The organism is Streptomyces sp. NPDC013187, from assembly GCF_042899705.1.
GTDB lineage: Bacteria > Actinomycetota > Actinomycetes > Streptomycetales > Streptomycetaceae > Streptomyces > Streptomyces hawaiiensis_A.
In genome coordinates, this window is record NZ_JBIBAF010000004.1 from 528,500 (window position 1) to 545,494 (window position 16,995).

Below are 16,995 nucleotides of genomic sequence, written 5' to 3' on the forward strand. Positions count from 1 at the left end.
GGGGCACAGATGACTGAGCGTCAGCCCGCTGAAGCGAAGCGGGAGAAGGACCGGCCGTGGCTCATGCGCACGTACGCCGGTCACTCCACGGCCGAGGCGTCCAACGAGCTGTACCGGCGCAACCTCGCCAAGGGCCAGACAGGTCTGTCGGTGGCGTTCGACCTGCCGACGCAGACCGGCTACGACTCCGACCACATCCTCGCCCGCGGCGAGGTCGGCCGGGTCGGCGTGCCGATCGCGCACGTCGGTGACATGCGCCGGCTGTTCCAGGACATCCCCCTGGAGCAGATGAACACCTCGATGACGATCAACGCCACCGCCATGTGGCTGCTGGCGCTCTACCAGGTCGTCGCCGAGGAGCAGGGCGCGGACATCACCAAGCTCCAGGGCACGACCCAGAACGACATCGTCAAGGAGTACCTGTCCCGGGGGACGCACGTCTTCCCGCCGGGGCCGAGCCTCCGCCTGACGACGGACATGATCGCGTACACGGTCTCCCACATCCCGAAGTGGAACCCGATCAACATCTGCAGCTACCACCTGCAGGAGGCGGGCGCCACGCCGGTCCAGGAGATCGCGTACGCGATGTCCACCGCGATCGCCGTCCTCGACGCCGTGCGCGACTCCGGCCAGGTGCCGCAGGAGCGCATGGGCGACGTCGTGGCACGCATCTCGTTCTTCGTGAACGCGGGCGTCCGCTTCATCGAGGAGATGTGCAAGATGCGGGCGTTCGGCCGCATCTGGGACCGCATCACCCGCGAGCGCTACGGCATCGAGAACCCCAAGCAGCGCCGCTTCCGCTACGGCGTCCAGGTCAACTCCCTGGGTCTGACGGAGGCGCAGCCGGAGAACAACGTCCAGCGGATCGTGCTGGAGATGCTGGCCGTCACCCTCTCCAAGGACGCCCGCGCGCGTGCCGTGCAGTTGCCCGCCTGGAACGAGGCGCTGGGTCTGCCCCGGCCCTGGGACCAGCAGTGGTCGCTGCGCATCCAGCAGGTGCTGGCGTACGAGAGCGACCTGCTGGAGTACGAGGACATCTTCGAGGGCTCGAAGGTCATCGAGTCGAAGGTGGAGCAGCTGGTCGAGGAGGCGTTCGCCGAGATCGAGCGCATCCAGGAGATGGGCGGCGCGATGGCGGCCGTCGAGTCCGGCTACCTCAAGTCGCAGCTGGTCGCCTCGCACGCCGAGCGCCGGGGCCGGATCGAGTCCGGCCAGGAGAAGATCATCGGGGTCAACGCCTTCGAGGGCACCGAGCCGAACCCGCTGACCGCCGACCTGGACACCGCGATTCAGACGGTGGACCCGGCGGTCGAGGCCCGGGTCATCGCCTCGCTCCAGCAGTGGCGCGACAGCCGCTACCAGCCGCCCTTCAACCACCCGCGGCCCTGCAAGGCCCTGGAGCGGCTGAAGGAGGCCGCGCGCGGCGACGAGAACCTCATGGAGGCCACCCTGGAGTGCGCCCGCGCCGGGGCGACGACCGGCGAGTGGGCCGGGGCCCTGCGCGAGGTGTTCGGCGAGTTCCGGGCACCCACGGGCGTCTCGTCGGCGCCGGTGGCCGTCCCCGTCGAGGAGGGCAGCACGCTCGCCCTGGTGCGCCGCAAGGTGGATCTGACGGCCAAGGACCTGGGCGTCGGCAAGCTGCGCTTCCTGGTCGGCAAGCCGGGCCTGGACGGGCACTCCAACGGCGCCGAGCAGATCGCGGTCCGCGCGCGCGACGCCGGCTTCGAGGTGGTCTACCAGGGCATCCGGCTGACGCCGGAGCAGATCGTGGACGCGGCCCTCGCCGAGGACGTGCACGCGGTCGGCCTGTCCATCCTGTCCGGCTCCCACGCGCAGCTGGTGCCGGACGTCCTCGAACGGCTGCGTGTGGGCGGTGCCACAGATATACCCGTGATCGCCGGTGGCATCATCCCGAATGGTGACGCCGAGCAGCTCAGGGAAGCCGGAGTGGCCGCGGTCTTCACCCCGAAGGACTTCGACATCACCGGAATCATCGGCCGCATCGTCGACGAGATCCGGAAAGCGAACAAGCTCGACCCCCTGGAGGTCCCCGCATGACCAGCCCTGCTCCGCAGGTCAACCGCCTTCGCCCCCGGCGTTCCTGCCTGGCGGTACCGGGCTCGAACCCGCGCTTCCTGGAGAAGGCCCAGGGCCTCCCGGCCGACCAGGTCTTCCTCGACCTGGAGGACGCCTGCGCCCCGCTCGCCAAGCCCGAGGCGCGGCACACCATCGTCAAGTTCCTCAACGAGGGCGACTGGACGGGCAAGACGCGGGTCGTGCGCGTCAACGACTGGACGACCGAGTGGACGTACCGCGACGTCGTCACGGTCGTCGAGGGCGCCGGCCAGAACCTCGACTGCATCATGCTGCCGAAGGTGCAGACGGCCCAGCAGATCGTCGCCCTCGACCTCCTCCTCACCCAGATCGAGAAGACGATGGGCTTCGAGGTCGGCAAGATCGGCATCGAGGCGCAGATCGAGAACGCGCAGGGCCTGAACAACGTCAACGAGATCGCGACGGCCTCCCAGCGCGTCGAGACGATCATCTTCGGCCCGGCCGACTTCATGGCGTCCATCAACATGAAGTCGCTGGTCGTGGGCGAGCAGCCGCCCGGCTACCCGGCGGACGCCTACCACTACATCCTGATGAAGATCCTGATGGCCGCCCGCGCCAACAACCTCCAGGCGATCGACGGCCCGTACCTCCAGATCCGCAACATCGACGGCTACCGCGAGGTCGCCCAGCGCGCCGCCGCGCTCGGCTTCGACGGCAAGTGGGTGCTGCACCCGGGCCAGGTCGAGGCGTCCAACGAGATCTTCTCGCCGTCGCAGGAGGACTACGACCACGCCGAGCTGATCCTGGACGCGTACGACTACTACACGTCCGAGGCGGGCGGCAAGAAGGGCTCGGCGATGCTCGGCGACGAGATGATCGACGAGGCCAGCCGCAAGATGGCCCTGGTCATCTCCGGCAAGGGCCGCGCGGCCGGCATGCAGCGCACCAGCAAGTTCGAGATCCCGGAGGGCTGAGCGCGATGCAGTTCGGACGCACCTACGAGGAGTTCGAGGTCGGGGCGACGTACAAGCACTGGCCGGGAAAGACGGTCACGGAATACGACGACCACCTGTTCTGTCTCCTCACGATGAACCACCACCCGCTCCACATGGACACGAACTATGCGGAGAAGACGACGGACTTCGGCAAGAACGTCGTCGTCGGGAACTACATCTACTCGCTGCTGCTCGGCATGTCCGTGCCGGACATCTCCGGCAAGGCCATCGCCAACCTGGAGATCGAGTCGCTGAAGCACGTGGCGCCGACCTTCCACGGCGACACGATCTACGGCCAGACGACCGTGCTCGACAAGTGGCCGTCGAAGTCGAAGAACGACCGCGGCATCGTTTACGTCGAGACCAAGGGCTACAAGCAGGACGGCACGCTGGTCTGCGTGTTCCGCCGCAAGGTGATGGTGCCGACCGAGACGTACATCAAGGAGCGCGGCGGCGAGCAGCCCGGCCGCCCCGAGCTCAGGGAGCAGGAGAAGTAGCCATGGCGCGACTCGCCCAGACCGCCGGTCTGACCGACATCCAGCAGGAGATCCTGTCCACCGTCCGGGACTTCGTGGACAAGGAGATCATTCCGGTCGCGACCGAGCTGGAGCACCGCGACGAGTACCCGCAGCAGATCGTCGACGGGCTGAAGGAGTTGGGCCTGTTCGGCCTGATGATCCCCGAGGAGTACGGGGGTCTGGGCGAGTCGCTCCTGACCTACGCGCTGTGCGTGGAGGAGATCGCCCGCGGGTGGATGTCGGTGTCCGGCATCATCAACACCCACTTCATCGTGGCGTACATGCTCAAGCAGCACGGCACGCAGGAGCAGAAGGACCACTTCCTGCCGAAGATGGCGGCCGGCGACATCCGGGGCGCCTTCTCGATGTCGGAGCCGGGCCTCGGCTCGGACGTGTCGGCGATCACGTCGAAGGCGGTCAAGGACGGCGAGGAGTACGTCCTCAACGGCCAGAAGATGTGGCTGACGAACGGCGGAACGTCGTCCCTGGTGGCCGTGCTGGTCAGAAGTGACGAAGGTCACGCCGAGGGCACCGCCCCCCACAAGTCGATGACGACCTTCCTGGTCGAGAAGGAGCCCGGTTTCGGTGAGGTGCGCCCCGGCCTCACGATCCCCGGCAAGATCGACAAGATGGGTTACAAGGGGGTCGACACCACCGAACTCATCATGGATGGCCTGCGGATTCCTGCGGATCGTGTGCTCGGAGGGGTCACCGGCCGTGGTTTCTACCAGATGATGGACGGCGTGGAGGTCGGCCGCGTGAACGTGGCGGCGCGTGGCTGCGGCGTCGCTCAGCGTGCGTTCGAGCTGGGCGTCCGGTACGCGCAGCAGCGCCACACCTTCGGCAAGCCTATCGCCCAGCACCAGGCGATCCAGTTCAAGCTGGCCGAGATGGCTACCAAGGTCGAGGCCGCCCATGCGATGATGGTGAACGCAGCACGCAAAAAGGACTCCGGGGAGCGAAACGACCTCGAGGCCGGGATGGCGAAATACCTCGCCTCCGAGTACTGCAAGGAGGTCGTCGAAGACGCCTTCCGGATCCACGGCGGCTACGGCTTCTCCAAGGAGTACGAGATCGAGCGCCTCTACCGTGAGGCTCCGATGCTGCTCATCGGTGAAGGTACCGCCGAGATCCAGAAAATGATCATCGGCAGGCGGCTGCTCGAAGAGTATCGATTCCAGGGCTAGATGTCCGGATACGGGGTGTTTTCTTGGAGAAGAAGATCACACCCCGTCAGCACTCTTCTGCCGCCGACTCGGCTGGCTGGCTTACCCAGTTACGGCCCCGAGCCGCTACGATCGCCGGAAAGCCGCCGTCCCCCGTCAGTGTGCGGCATCATCCGCTACGAAGGTCATCCATGCCCCACAGCCAAACCTCTGCACCTCGCGACAGCCGGGCCGGCGTACGCCTCGCGCGCGGAGCATCGCCGTGGCTCCTTCCGACCGTCGCCACCGCAGCCCTCAGCCTGGCGCGGGCCCGGCGCTCCGGCGCCGCCAAGGCCGTCGCCGTTCCCGCCACCGCGCTCGCGGCGGGGATGCTGTGGTTCTTCCGCGACCCCGAGCGCGAGATCACCCAGGGCCGGGTCATCTCACCCGCCGACGGTGTGGTGCAGAGCATCATGCCGTGGAAGGACGGCCGCACCCGCGTCGCGATCTTCATGAGCCCGCTCAACGTCCACGTCAACCGCGCGCCGCTGGCCGGCACGGTGACGTCGGTCGAGCACATCCCCGGTGGCTTCGTTCCCGCCTTCAACAAGGAGAGCGAGAACAACGAGCGTGTCGTCTGGCACTTCGACACCGAGCTCGGCGACATCGAGATGATCCAGATCGCCGGCGCGGTCGCCCGTCGCATCGTCCCGTACCTGCCCGAGGGCACGAAGGTCGAGCAGGGCGAGCGGATCGGCCTGATCCGCTTCGGCTCGCGGGTCGACCTCTACCTGCCCGAGGGCGTGGAGGTCGCGGTCGAGGTCGGTCAGAAGACCGTCGCGGGGGTGACTCGCATTGACCGTGATTGATCCTGACACCAAGGCCGGCTGGGTCCCGGAGTCCGACGGGGTCGACGAGGAAGAGGAGATGCCCCTCTCTCTGCGCCTGTCGATAGCGGACACCCTGACGCTCGGCAACGCCACGTGCGGCTTCATGGCGGTGTACTTCACCACCACCGGCATCCTGATCCCGGACCTCATGGGCAGCCAGGAGTCCGGCATGGCGCGCAACAGCGCGGCCACGGCGGTCATCCTGATGCTGTGCGCGGCGGTCTTCGACCTGTTCGACGGCCTGGTGGCGCGCAAGCTGCGCTCCTCCCCCATGGGCGCCGAGCTGGACAACCTGTCCGACCTGATCAGCTTCGGCCTGGCCCCGGCGTACTTCGTCCTCGTCTACGGCATGGTGGCCGAGGGCGCGTACCAGCGGGTCGCGGCGGTCGGGGCGATCGTGGTGCTGCTGGCGGTGGTGCTGCGGCTTGCCCGGTTCTCGTGCGTCACGGTCAAGGACGGCACCTTCCAGGGCATGCCGTCGCCGTTCGGCGCACTGACGGTCGTGTCCATCGTGTTGCTGGAGCTGCCGTTCGTGGCGACGCTGCTGGCGATCCTGGGGACGGCGTGGCTGATGGTGAGCCGCGTGGAGTACCCCAAGCCGCGGGGCCGGCTCGCCGTGGCGATGCTGTCGTGGATCGTGGTGGGCATGGGCATGATGGCGGCCTGGGCGTTCGACGCCCCGAGCGGCCAGCTGCTGCTCCAGACGGGGTGCGCGCTCCAGCTGGTCATGGGCGCGGTGATCCCGCTGTTCGCGACGGCTCGACGGGTGAACAACTTCCGGGACAACCGCCGCGAGGCGCGGGCGGCACAGCTGCCCTGATCTCGTCCCTGCACTGACGGGTGTGGCCCGGGCCTTCACGGCCCGGGCCACACCCGTTTCTCGTTCACCCGGGCCACACCCGTTTCTCGTTCACGGGCATCCCGCTCTCCGCCCGTGACGGTTCAGGTCAGAAAATCCCGCGCGATCCGCTCCGCCACCCGTTCCAGGATCGGGCCCGCCTCGGCGATGCACTTCGCCACGTCCGGTTCCGCGTCCGTCAAGGGGTAGGCCCGGCGGAAACCGGCGCGGCCCAGGGTCTGGGGCGGCAGGGCCAGGCGGCCGCAGACCGCCACGACGTCCTTGTCCGCGGCCCGGGCCGCCGCGGCCACGCCCGCCGGGGCCTTGCCGTGGAGGGTCTGCTCGTCGAGGGAACCCTCGCCGGTGATGACCAGATCGGCACGGTCCAGAGCGCGGGCGAAGCCCAGGACGTCGAGCATCACCTCGATGCCGGGGCGGAACCGGGCGCCCAGCAGCAGGGCGCCGTAGCCGATGCCGCCCGCCGCGCCCGCACCCGGTGATGCCGCGTACTCGGCGGCCTTCGGGCCGGCCGGGACCTGGAGCACCTCCGCGAAGTGCGCGAGGGCGGTGTCCAGGGCCTCCACGTCGTCGGGTGAGGCGCCCTTCTGCGGGCCGTACACCGCGGGGGCGCCCTTCGGGCCGGTCAGCGGGTTGTCGACGTCGCTCGCGAGGACCAGCTCGATCTCGGCGAGGCGCGGGTCGAGTCCCGACAGGTCGGCGGTGGCCAGCTCGGCGAGTCCGCCGCCACCGGGGGGCACCGGCTCCCCGGCGGCGTCCAGGAACCGGGCGCCAAGCGCCGACAGCATCCCGGCGCCGCCGTCGGTGGTGGCGCTGCCGCCGACCCCGAAGACGATCGTGCGGGCCCCCGCGTCCAGCGCGGCCCGCAGCAGCTCGCCGGAGCCGTACGTGGACGCCGTGAGCGGGGCGAAGACCCCGGCGGGCAGCCGTTGCAGCCCGCTCGCCTCGGCCATCTCCACGACCGCGGTGCCCTCACGCAGCGCGAACGCCGCCGTCACCTCGTCGCCGAGGGGTCCGGCGACCCTTGCCTCCCGGCGCTCGAATCCGGCGGCGACGGCCGCCGCCACGGTCCCGTCGCCGCCGTCGGCCACGGGCAGCGCCTCGACCTCGAGGTCCGGCAGGACATGGCGCAGCCCGGCCGTGACCCGCTCGGCGACCTCCACGGCCGTCAGCGACCCCTTGAACTTGTCCGCGGCGACGAGCACCCGCTGTGTCTTCCGGGTGCCGCTCACTGCAGCGTCCGCCACTTGCACTCCCCTTGCTCTCCGGGCCCTCACGCACGTCAGGGCCAGTCGCGCCGCTGTGACCCTAACCGGCCGACGCCCCGTCCGTCAGCATCTGCCCATCCCGTGGACCGAGCTTGTGGGGGGGCACGGGGCTGCATCCGACATGCGGCTGCAGCCACGCGGGTGCGACCGGCCACAACGGCCCCGCGGCCGCGAAACGCAGCGCACCCCCCACCCCGTAGGCACGCTCGCGAAACGGGTAGACCTCCACCATGACCCCCGCACACTCCGACACAGACCTCGGCAACCGCATCCTCGGCGGCTGGACCGGCCGCGTCGCGGGAAACATGCTCGGCAAGCCGGTCGAGCAGGGGGAGGTGTGGACCCGCGACCGCATCGACCGCTACCTCAGACAGGCCGCGGCCCTGCCGCTGACCGATTACCTGCCCGAGCCGATCAGCGAGCACGACGGCTTCGCACTGCGCCCCGAGTGGCGCAGCTGCGTCCGCGGCCGCATCCACGGCAGCTGCCGTGACGACGACGTCGACTACGCGATCCTCGGCCTCGACCTGCTGGAGACCCACGGCTTCGGCTTCACCACCGAGCAGGTCGGCGACCTGTGGCTGCTGCGGCTGCCGTACCTGCAGACGTTCACCGCCGAGCGGGCCGCGTACCGCAACCTCGCGGGCGGGCTCAAGCCGCCGCTGACGGCGACGTACGACAACCCGTACCAGGAGTGGATCGGCGCCCTCATCCGGGCCGACGTCTTCGGCTGGACCTGCCCGGGCGTCCCGCGCCGCGCCGCCCTGCTCGCCCGGCGGGACGCGGTGCTGTCGCACACCGGCAACGGGGTGTACGGCGCGATGTGGGCGGCGGCGCTGATCGCGGCGGCGTTCACGGCGCCCACCGTGCGGCACGCCGTCGACGAGGCACTGGCCGTGATCCCGGCGAGCAGCCGGCTCGCCCGCGCGGTACGCCGGGTGGTCGCTCTGCACGACGCCCGGATGTCCTGGGAGGACACGCTCACCACGCTCACCGAGGAGACCACCGGGATGGGCTGGATCCACTCCGTGCCGAACGCGGCCGTCCTCACCGCCGGTCTGCTCTACGGCGACGGCGACTTCACGCGGACCATCACGCTCACGGTCCGCGGCGGCCTGGACACCGACTCCAACGGCGCGACCGCCGGTTCGGTGGCCGGCGTGCTCGGCGGGGCCACGGCCATCCCGGACCAGTGGAAGGAGCCGCTGGAGGACACGGTCCGCAGCGCGGTGTTCGGCTTCGACGGGGTGCGGATCAGCGAGCTGGCGGAGCGGACGCTGCGGCTGGCGGAGCAGGCGGCCTGAACGCCGGGAGAAGGGACGGGGAGCGACTGGTTACCCTGCACCGGTGACTTCCTCTCCTGACTACGCCGCCTACATCGCCTCGCTGCCCCGCGTCCTGGCCGGCGCGGCCGCGCTGTTCCGGGACGACGAGGGCCGTGTGCTGCTCGTCGAGCCCAACTACCGGGAGGGCTGGACGCTGCCCGGCGGCACCGTCGAGTCCGACGACGGAGAGACCCCGCGGCAGGGTGCGCGGCGCGAAACGGCCGAGGAGATCGGTCTCGACCGTGAACTCGGCCGGCTGCTGACGGTGGACTGGGTGCAGGGGGCGGGCCGTCCGCCGCTGGTGGCGTACGTGTACGACGGTGGGGTGCTGAGCGAGGACGAGTTCAAGGCGATCCGCCTCCAGGAGGAGGAGCTGCTGTCCTGGCGGCTGGTGGCGCGCGAGGAGCTGACCGAGTACCTGTCAGGCGCCCACAGTGGCCGGGTCCTGGCCGCCCTCGACGTCCTGGCGGACGGCTCGGGGACGGCGGAGCTGGAGAACGGCAGGCGGGTGTCCTGACGGGGTCGGCCGTTCACCCCTCGGCGTTCCGTTCGAAATCCGTTCGCCGCCGCCCGCCGGACCGGCCTACTCTCGGCGACATGGCCAAACCCCTCGTCGCCCTGCTCACCGGTGCAGGCATCAGCACGGATTCCGGGATCCCGGACTACCGCGGGCCGAGCGGGCTGTGGCGGCGGGACCCCGAGGCCGAGAAGCTCGTCACGTACGAGTACTACATGGGCGACTCCGAGATCCGCCGCCGTTCCTGGCTGATGCGGCGCGAGACCGGGGCGCTGCGGGCCGAGCCCAATGCCGCGCACCGGGCGGTGGCGGAGCTGGAGCGGTCCGGGGTGCCGGTGCGGGTGATCACGCAGAACGTGGACGGGCTGCACCAGCTCGCCGGGATGCCCGCCCGTAAGGTGCTCGAGCTGCACGGGTCGGCCCGCAGTGTCGTCTGCACCGGCTGCCACGCGCGCGGCCCCATGACGGACGCGCTCGCCCGGGTGGACGCCGGTGAGGACGATCCGCCGTGCCGGGAGTGCGGCGGGATCCTGAAGCCGGCGACGGTGATGTTCGGCGAGCGGCTCGACCCCGTCGTCCTCGGCGAGGCGGCCGCCGTCAGCAAGGCCTGTCAGGTGTTCGTCGCCGTCGGCACGAGCCTTCAGGTGCAGCCCGCGGCCGGCCTCGCCGGTGTGGCCGCCGACCACGGCGCCCGCCTGGTCATCGTCAACGCCGAGCCGACCCCGTACGACGACCGTGCCGACGAGATCGTCCGCGACCCCATCGGCACGGCACTGCCGAAGCTGCTGCGTGGTTTGGGAGCCGCCTCCTAGAACAGCGCCGCCCCGCGTTCGAAGTCCAGCAAGCGCTGCTTGCGTTCCAGGCCGCCGCCGTACCCCGTCAGGCTGCCGTTGGCGCCGATGACGCGGTGGCAGGGGACGATGATGCCGATGGGATTGCGGCCGTTGGCGAGGCCGACCGCGCGGGAGGCGGTGGGGGTGCCGAGGATGCCGGCCAGCTGGCCGTAGGTGCGGGTCTCGCCGTACGGGATGCGGCGCAGTGCGTCCCAGACCGTGCGCTGGAACGGGGTGCCGTGCAGGCGGAGTTCGACCGTGAACTCCTCCAGGTCGCCCGCGAAGTAGGCCTTCAGCTGCTCCTGCGCCTCCCCGAAGAGGGTGTCGTCGCGGGTGCCGAAGGTCTCCTCCGCCGGGCGGTGGCGCTGGTCGGGCATGTACAGGCCGCACAGGACACCGTCGTCGGCGACGAGGGTGAGGGGGCCGTACGGGCTGTCGGTCACGGTGTGCTGCTTCATCGGACGTCCCTATACCGGAAGGAAGTTGATGGGGTGGCTGTCGGTCGCCCAGAGGTACTGGACCGCGTAGGCCCGCCAGGGGCGCCAGGCCGCCGCGCGGGCGGTGAGGGCGGCCGGGGTGGACGGCAGACCCAGTTCCCGGGCGGCGCGGCGGATGCCGAGGTCGGTGGGGAGGAAGGCGTCGGGGTCGCCGAGGGCGCGCATGGCGATGACGTCCACCGTCCAGGGGCCGAAGCCGGGGAGGGCGAGGAGCTCGGCGCGGGTGTGCGGCCAGTCGCTCTCGACGCCCAGGTGGAGGTCGCCGTCGGCGAGCCGGCGGACCAGCGTGGTGAAGGTCGCGCGGCGGGTGCGCGGCATCGCCAGCGTCCCGGGGTCGAGCGCGGCGAGGGCCTCGGGGGCCGGGAAGAGGTGGGTGAGGCCGCCCTCGGGGTCCTCGACCGGTTCGCCGTACGCGGTGACCAGGCGGGCCGCATGGGTACGCGCGGCGGCGGTGGAGACCTGCTGGCCGAGAACGGCCCGGACGGCGAACTCGGCCTCGTCGACCGTGCGCGGCACCCGCCGTCCGGGCGCCTTGTCCACCAGGGGTGCGAGGACCGGGTCGGTGCGGAGCTGGTCGTCGATCGCGACCGGGTCGGCGTCCAGGTCGAGCAGGCGGCGGCAGCGGCTGATGGCGACGGTCAGATCGCGCAGGTCGCTGAGGGTGAGGCGGCAGTCGATGTGGTCCGGGTTGGGGGTGAGGGCCACGATGCCGTGGCCGTACGGGAGGCGAAGGGTGCGGCGGTAGGAGCCGTCGCGCCACTCCTCCACGCCGGGTACGGCCGTCGCGGCGAGGTGGCCGAAGAGGTTGTCGGGGTTGAGCGGGGTGCGGAACGGCAGCCGCAGGGACAGGGCGCCGGGGGTGCTCGCACCCTGCCGTTTCGGTGCGCGGCCGCGCAGTTCGCTCGGGGGGAGGGCGAAGACCTCACGGACCGTGTCGTTGAAGGTGCGGATCGAGGCGAAGCCGGCGGCGAAGGCGATCTGCGCCATGGGCAGGGCGGTCGTCTCGATGAGCAGCCGGGCCGTCTGGGCGCGCTGCGCGCGGGCGAGCGCCAGGGGGCCCGCGCCCAGCTCGGCGAGGAGCTGGCGTTCGACCTGCCGGGTGCTGTATCCGAGGCGGCCGGCCAGGCCGGGCACGCCGTCGCGGTCCACGACCCCGTCGGCGATCAGCCGCATGGCGCGGGCCACGAGGTCGGCGCGCTGGTTCCACTCCGGGGAGCCGGGGCTGGTGTCGGGCCGGCAGCGCTTGCAGGCCCGGAACCCGGCCTGCTGACAGGCCGCCGCACTGGGGTGGAAGACCATGTTCTTTGGCTTGGGCGGCACCACCGGGCAACTGGGACGGCAGTAGATGCCGGTGGTCAGGACGGCCGTGAAGAACCAGCCGTCGAACCGCGCGTCCTTCGACCGGACGGCGCGCAGGCAGCGCTCGGTGTCGGTGTGCATCCCCATTTGCATGGGTCCAGCATCCGGCACCGGGTGGCGCGGGGCTGGCGAGAATCCGACATCGACGTGTGCCCGCACCGGCGCCGCACCTAGACAGATGAAGATTCATTCATGTGTTCGTGCGGGGCCGGTACGATGACGGCATGGGTCATGGAGCTGTCACTCCCGCACAGGACGCCGCCGAGCGCGTACGCCTGGACGCGGACAACGTCGCGAAGGTCGCCACCACGCTCCAGGCCCTGTCCACGCCCTCCCGGCTGCTCATCCTCGCGCGGCTGCGCGAAGGCCCGCTGCCGGCCACGGAGTTGGCGGCAGAGGTGGGCATGGAGCAGTCGGCCTGCTCCCACCAGCTGCGGCTGCTGCGCAATCTGGGCCTGGTCGTGGGCGAGCGGCAGGGCCGTTCGGTGGTCTACGCGCTGCACGACCACCATGTCGCCGAGCTGCTCGACCAGGCCGTGTACCACGTGGAGCATCTGCGCCTGGGGATCAGCGACGCCACGGACTGAGGCGGCGCCGCTGATCCGCCGCTCGTGCTATTCGGTGGCGGTCCGCCGGCGCGAGGCCTCCATCGCCTCGCTCACCCGGGTCAGCGGTCGCAGCCGGTAGCTGTACGCGTAGTCCCGGTCGGCGAGCAGCTTGAACTCGGCGTGCGTGTGCGCGCCCCAGCTGTCGTCGCCGCCCACGCCCATCTGGCGGTGGTTGACCCGCAGGACGACGGCGTCCCGGGGGGTGAGCTGGTAGTCGTGGCGGGCCCCGACCGAGAGGTCCTCGGGCGTGAAGTGCGAGGCGTTGACCTCCACCAGCGGCTCACCGGACACGAGCAGTCCGCGTCCCCGGCCGTCGGTCAGCGCGGCCCAGCGGACGTCGGTCTTGTTGCCGTTCTCCTGGGGACGCAGATAGGAGGTCCACTGCCCGGAGACGGTGCCGGAGTACAGGCCCACGTCGGTGGCGTTGTTGCGGTCCCACATGTTCTCCTCGGGGCCCCGGCCGTAGTAGTGCAGCCGGTCCAGGCTCCGCGGCAGGAACAGCATCGTGCCGACCTCCGGGATGTACGGCAGGTTCGCCGCGCCCGGGTGCAGGGTGTTGTCGACCTTGATCTCGCCGTTGCCGAAGACCGTGTACGTCGTGCTGTACGTGGACTCCGTGCTGGTGGGCAGCGTGCCGGTGACGGTGACCTCGACGGCCCGGTCGGCCAGGGGCCGGACGCGTACGTCGGACACCTTCCGCTTGGCTCCGGCGTCGCGCCAGGTCTGGTTGCGGGTGTGCTGGCCGTTGCCGTGGTCGTTGTCGGTGGGCGCGCGCCAGAAGTTGGGGACGGGTCCGGAGGTGAGGAGACGGGTGCCGCCCGCCTCGTAGGAGGTGATGGTTCCGGTGCCCTTGTCGACGGTGAGGGCGAAGCCCTTGCCCTTGACGGTGACGGTCTTGTCCCCGTCGGTGTGGCTCAGGGCGGGCACGCTCCGCAGCGGGGCGGGCTTCACGGCCGGGATGTCCGTGTCGAGGGCGAGCTGCTGCTTGGCCACCTCGAAGCCGGCCTTCGCCCACGGCGTGGCCTCCCTCGTGGTGAAGGAGAGCTGGAGGAAGTACTCCGTGCCGGGCTCGGGCCTGGCCGGGATCCGCACCGGAACCTTGATGTCCTTGCTGCTCAGCGGAGCCACGTCCAGCTGGTCGCGGGTCAGCCGCCCACGCTGGACGACCTCGCCGTCGGCGACCAGGGACCAACGTCCGTCGAACTCACGGAGGTTGGTGAACAGGTACTCGTTGGTGAGCGTGACGGCACCGGGGCCGCCGGAGGCCGGCGTGGCGACGACCGCCTGGTAGATCTGCTTCACCTCGGCGGACTTGCCGGTGAGACCGCGGTCGGCGGTGACGATGCCGTCGCCGGAGAAGGCACCGTCGTTGGGGTTGTCGCCCCAGTCGCCGCCGTAGGCGTAGAAGGTCTTGTCGCGCGGGCGCTTCTCGGTGAAGCCGGCGGTGGCGGCGTCGAACCAGAAGCGCACCCCCTCGTCGTCGGGCCCTCGCGTGTCCGAGGCCAGCTCCGCGGCGCTCAGGGCGCGGGCGTACACCCGGGCCCGGCGGATGGTGCCGCTGAACTCCCGGGTCGGGTTGTCGACGTCGGTGGCGAGCGACAGGGAGGCGGTGTTGTCGGCGGGGCGGCGGGTGGTGGTCCGGGTGCCGCGCACCTGGCCGTCGACGTACAGGGTGAGCGTGCCCGCGTCCGCGTCGAAGACGCCGGCGATGTGGTGCTCCTTGCCGGTCCAGCCGTCGGGCAGCGCCCAGCTCGCGGTGACCCACTGGCCGCCGCCGTGAATGAAGAACTCCAGGTTCTTGTCGGTCTGCTTGAGGGCGTACTGCGTGTCGCCCTTGGCGATGAGGGGCTGATGGCCGCCGGTGACGTCCGGGGTGACCCAGGCCTCCAGGGTCAGGGAGCCGGTGAGGTCGAGGCGGGTGTCACGGGGGAAGACGGTGCCACCCGAGACGCCCTTGGCCCGGTCGAAGGTCCCCGCGGGTGCCATGACCTCGCCGCGCAGCGCGCCCGGGCCGGACTCGGTCAGCAGCTTGCGCGTGGGGGTGGGCCAGCGCAGGGCCTGGTCGACGAAGTCCCAGATCCAGCCGCCCTGGAGGACGTCGTAGCGGCGGACGATGTCCCAGTACTTCTTGAAGTTGCCGTTGGAGTTGCCCATGCCGTGGGAGTACTCGATCATCACGTACGGCCGGGTGTCGCTCGTGTCCTTGGCGCGTTGCTCGACCCGCTGCGGGCTGTCGTACATCTCGGAGCGGATGTCGCTGATGCCCGGGCGGTCGTCGCCCTCGTACTGGATGACGCGGGTGGAGTCGTAGGAGCGGATCCAGTCGTGCATGGCGTTGAAGGTCGTGCCGCCGCCGGCCTCGTTGCCGAGGGACCAGATGACCACGGAGGCGTGGTTCTTGTCGCGGTGGACCATGTTCTGGGCGCGGACCACACACGCCTCGGTCCACTCCGGGTGTCCGCTGCCGGGGAACTTGTCGCGGATGCCGTGGGTCTCCAGGTTGGTCTCGTCGACGAGGTACAGGCCGTACTCGTCGGCGAGTTCGAGCCACAGGGGGTTGTTGGGGTAGTGCGAGGTGCGGACGCTGTTGATGTTGAGGCGCTTGATGATCTGGATGTCCTCGACCATCTGCGCCCGGGTGAGCGCCGAGCCGGTGACGGGGTGCATCTCGTGCCGGTTGGTGCCGCGGAAGGAGACCGGCTTGCCGTTGATGCGCATCAGGCCGTCCTTCAGCGCGAACTCGCGGAAGCCGACCCGGTGCGAGAGGGTCTCGACCACCTTGCCGGCCGGGTCGCGCAGGCGGAGCACGGCGGTGTAGAGGTTCGGGTGCTCGGCCGACCACAGCTTGGGCGAGGGGACGGCCCTGGACGCCTCGGCGGTGGCCTCGTCGCCGTCGGGGACGTCGACGGTCCGGTTCAGGGGGCGGGACCAGACGGCGTGGCCTCGCGCGTCGTAGAGCTGGGTCTCGACGGTGTAGCGGCCCGCGCCCTCGCCGCCGTAGTCGCGGACCTGTGCGGTGACCTTGAGCTCGGCGGAGGTGTAGCCGTCGCCCAGCGGGGTGTCCAGGCGGAAGTCGCGCACGTGCACGGCGGGCGTGGAGAACAGGTGGACCGAGCGGAAGATGCCGCTCAGCCGGATCATGTCCTGGTCTTCCAGCCACTCCGCGTCGGAGTAGCGGTACACCTCGACGGCGATCTGGTTGGTGCCCGGCTTGAGGTGGGGGGTGATGTCGTACTCGGCGGAGGTGTAGGAGTCCTCGTGGTAGCCCGCCAGCTCGCCGTTGATCCACACGTAGTGGGCCGACTTGACGCCCTCGAAGTGCAGGAAGGTCCGCCGGCCCGACCAGTTGCGGGGAAGGGTGAACGTGCGGCGGTACTGGCCGACGGGGTTGTAGCGGGTCGGGGCGGCGGGCGGCTGGGCGTTCTCGCCGCCCCCGTTGGGGCCCCACCAGGGGTAGGTGATGTTGATGTAGATCGGGAAGTCGTAACCGTGCATCTGCCAGGCCGAGGGCACGGGGATGGTGTCCCAGCCGGAGTCGTCGACGTCGGTGCCGTAGAAGTCCGGGTCGCGGTCGTCGGGGCGGTCCGCATAGGCGAACTTCCAGGTGCCGTCGAGGCTCAGCCGGTACGGCGAGCGCTCGCGGTCGCCCTTCAGAGCCTGTCCGAGGTCCGCGTACGGCATGAGGGTGGTGTGCGGTGGCTCGGTGCCCACCCGGTACACGCTCAGGCCGTCGTTCCACTCCGGAGGGCCGTCCGCCGCCGGGCGCCGGCCGGCCGCGTACGAGGCGGTGGGCGACGCCGAGAGGGCGAGAGCGCCGAGCGCGGCGGCTCCTCCCTCCAGCAGACGACGGCGGCTGACGACGGGCCGGCCGGCGGGGGACGGGTGCGGGGGGTGCGGCATGAACGTGGCCTTCCTCGGTTCGACAGGTGCGGTGCTGCACGGACTGAGGGCACGTCAGATGCGATCCTCAACTGCGCACCCGTGGTGGGTGTTTCTGTTGATTCGACTGGCAACTGACGGTGACAGAGCAACTGCTGAGCAGGCACACCCTAGGACTCGCACACAATCGAAGCAATGACCGCGTCGGACTTTGTGCGGTCCTGATGATTCAGGCCATGAGGAAGGCGAG

The 16,995-nt window shown here is 70.5% G+C and carries 14 protein-coding genes; 10 read left to right on the forward strand and 4 right to left on the reverse strand.

The window, feature by feature from the left end; all coding sequences use genetic code 11:
* The first annotated feature begins 9 nt into the window (after positions 1-9).
* From ACFY5B_RS10920 to pssA, 6 genes are all read left to right on the forward strand, one after another.
* Positions 10-2,058: a protein meaA gene (locus ACFY5B_RS10920; RefSeq protein WP_389967610.1), complete on the forward strand. Its 2,049-nt coding sequence runs from the start codon at positions 10-12 to the stop codon at positions 2,056-2,058.
* Complete coding sequence (locus ACFY5B_RS10925; RefSeq protein WP_344465932.1) at positions 2,055-3,029, forward strand: CoA ester lyase; 975 nt, start codon at positions 2,055-2,057, stop codon at positions 3,027-3,029. Before ACFY5B_RS10920 ends, ACFY5B_RS10925 begins: the two co-directional genes overlap by 4 nt.
* Before the next feature lie 5 nt (positions 3,030-3,034).
* Positions 3,035-3,547: a MaoC family dehydratase gene (locus tag ACFY5B_RS10930; protein WP_030843910.1), complete on the forward strand. Its 513-nt coding sequence runs from the start codon at positions 3,035-3,037 to the stop codon at positions 3,545-3,547.
* Positions 3,548-3,549: 2 nt separating this feature from the next.
* A complete protein-coding gene (locus ACFY5B_RS10935; protein WP_389967613.1) occupies positions 3,550-4,755 on the forward strand; it encodes an acyl-CoA dehydrogenase family protein in 1,206 nt (401 codons plus the stop codon).
* Between the two features lie 170 nt (positions 4,756-4,925).
* Entirely contained in the window at positions 4,926-5,582 is a 657-nt protein-coding gene (locus ACFY5B_RS10940) for a phosphatidylserine decarboxylase (protein ID WP_053671161.1), read from the forward strand.
* 58 nt (positions 5,583-5,640) lie between these two features.
* The gene (gene pssA / locus ACFY5B_RS10945) at positions 5,641-6,423 is read left to right on the forward strand and encodes a CDP-diacylglycerol--serine O-phosphatidyltransferase (protein WP_104780902.1); all 783 of its coding nucleotides are present in this window, start codon (positions 5,641-5,643) and stop codon (positions 6,421-6,423) included.
* Between the two features lie 122 nt (positions 6,424-6,545).
* On the opposite strand, the gene ACFY5B_RS10950 is transcribed toward pssA, so the two are convergent.
* A complete protein-coding gene (locus tag ACFY5B_RS10950) occupies positions 6,546-7,664 on the reverse strand; it encodes a glycerate kinase (RefSeq protein ID WP_389967739.1) in 1,119 nt (372 codons plus the stop codon).
* A gap of 293 nt (positions 7,665-7,957) precedes the next feature.
* Here ACFY5B_RS10950 and ACFY5B_RS10955 point away from each other — a divergent pair, with 293 nt between their 5' ends.
* The 3 genes from ACFY5B_RS10955 (at position 7,958) to ACFY5B_RS10965 (ending at position 10,381) form a co-directional block, all read left to right on the forward strand.
* Positions 7,958-9,031, forward strand: a complete 1,074-nt coding sequence (locus ACFY5B_RS10955; protein ID WP_389967615.1) for an ADP-ribosylglycohydrolase family protein — start codon at positions 7,958-7,960, stop codon at positions 9,029-9,031.
* 43 nt (positions 9,032-9,074) lie between these two features.
* Entirely contained in the window at positions 9,075-9,569 is a 495-nt protein-coding gene (locus ACFY5B_RS10960) for an NUDIX domain-containing protein (protein WP_389967617.1), read from the forward strand.
* An 80-nt stretch (positions 9,570-9,649) separates the two neighbouring features.
* Entirely contained in the window at positions 9,650-10,381 is a 732-nt protein-coding gene (locus tag ACFY5B_RS10965; RefSeq protein WP_389967619.1) for an NAD-dependent deacetylase, read from the forward strand.
* On the opposite strand, the gene ACFY5B_RS10970 is transcribed toward ACFY5B_RS10965, so the two are convergent.
* Together ACFY5B_RS10970 and ACFY5B_RS10975 are read right to left on the reverse strand one after the other, a co-directional pair.
* Positions 10,378-10,860, reverse strand: coding sequence for a methylated-DNA--[protein]-cysteine S-methyltransferase (locus tag ACFY5B_RS10970; protein ID WP_389967621.1), 483 nt, complete (start codon positions 10,858-10,860; stop codon positions 10,378-10,380). The two genes, ACFY5B_RS10965 and ACFY5B_RS10970, sit on opposite strands and share 4 nt — an antisense overlap.
* A gap of 9 nt (positions 10,861-10,869) precedes the next feature.
* The gene (locus ACFY5B_RS10975) at positions 10,870-12,339 is read right to left on the reverse strand and encodes an AlkA N-terminal domain-containing protein (protein ID WP_389967740.1); all 1,470 of its coding nucleotides are present in this window, start codon (positions 12,337-12,339) and stop codon (positions 10,870-10,872) included.
* 143 nt (positions 12,340-12,482) lie between these two features.
* On the opposite strand from ACFY5B_RS10975, the gene ACFY5B_RS10980 reads away from it, so the two are divergent.
* On the forward strand, positions 12,483-12,845 hold the full coding sequence (locus ACFY5B_RS10980) for a metalloregulator ArsR/SmtB family transcription factor (RefSeq protein ID WP_344465945.1): 363 nt from the start codon (positions 12,483-12,485) through the stop codon (positions 12,843-12,845).
* A 27-nt stretch (positions 12,846-12,872) separates the two neighbouring features.
* Here ACFY5B_RS10980 and ACFY5B_RS10985 read toward each other — a convergent pair whose 3' ends face one another.
* Positions 12,873-16,766 (reverse strand): glycoside hydrolase family 2 TIM barrel-domain containing protein, encoded by a 3,894-nt coding sequence (locus ACFY5B_RS10985; protein ID WP_389967623.1) that lies wholly within the window; start codon positions 16,764-16,766, stop codon positions 12,873-12,875.
* Positions 16,767-16,995: the final 229 nt, after the last annotated feature.

Bases quoted from the DNA above. Each gene is read 5' to 3' on its own strand.
- ACFY5B_RS10970 (WP_389967621.1), bottom strand. From the start codon at position 10,860: ATGAAGCAGCACACCGTGACCGACAGCCCGTACGGCCCCCTCACCCTC.
- ACFY5B_RS10920 (WP_389967610.1), top strand. From the start codon at position 10: ATGACTGAGCGTCAGCCCGCTGAAGCGAAGCGGGAGAAGGACCGGCCG.
- ACFY5B_RS10980 (WP_344465945.1), top strand. From the start codon at position 12,483: ATGGGTCATGGAGCTGTCACTCCCGCACAGGACGCCGCCGAGCGCGTA.
- ACFY5B_RS10925 (WP_344465932.1), top strand. From the start codon at position 2,055: ATGACCAGCCCTGCTCCGCAGGTCAACCGCCTTCGCCCCCGGCGTTCC.
- ACFY5B_RS10940 (WP_053671161.1), top strand. From the start codon at position 4,926: ATGCCCCACAGCCAAACCTCTGCACCTCGCGACAGCCGGGCCGGCGTA.
- ACFY5B_RS10930 (WP_030843910.1), top strand. From the start codon at position 3,035: ATGCAGTTCGGACGCACCTACGAGGAGTTCGAGGTCGGGGCGACGTAC.
- ACFY5B_RS10975 (WP_389967740.1), bottom strand. From the start codon at position 12,339: ATGCACACCGACACCGAGCGCTGCCTGCGCGCCGTCCGGTCGAAGGAC.
- pssA (WP_104780902.1), top strand. From the start codon at position 5,641: ATGCCCCTCTCTCTGCGCCTGTCGATAGCGGACACCCTGACGCTCGGC.
- ACFY5B_RS10935 (WP_389967613.1), top strand. From the start codon at position 3,550: ATGGCGCGACTCGCCCAGACCGCCGGTCTGACCGACATCCAGCAGGAG.
- ACFY5B_RS10955 (WP_389967615.1), top strand. From the start codon at position 7,958: ATGACCCCCGCACACTCCGACACAGACCTCGGCAACCGCATCCTCGGC.
- ACFY5B_RS10965 (WP_389967619.1), top strand. From the start codon at position 9,650: ATGGCCAAACCCCTCGTCGCCCTGCTCACCGGTGCAGGCATCAGCACG.
- ACFY5B_RS10985 (WP_389967623.1), bottom strand. From the start codon at position 16,766: ATGCCGCACCCCCCGCACCCGTCCCCCGCCGGCCGGCCCGTCGTCAGC.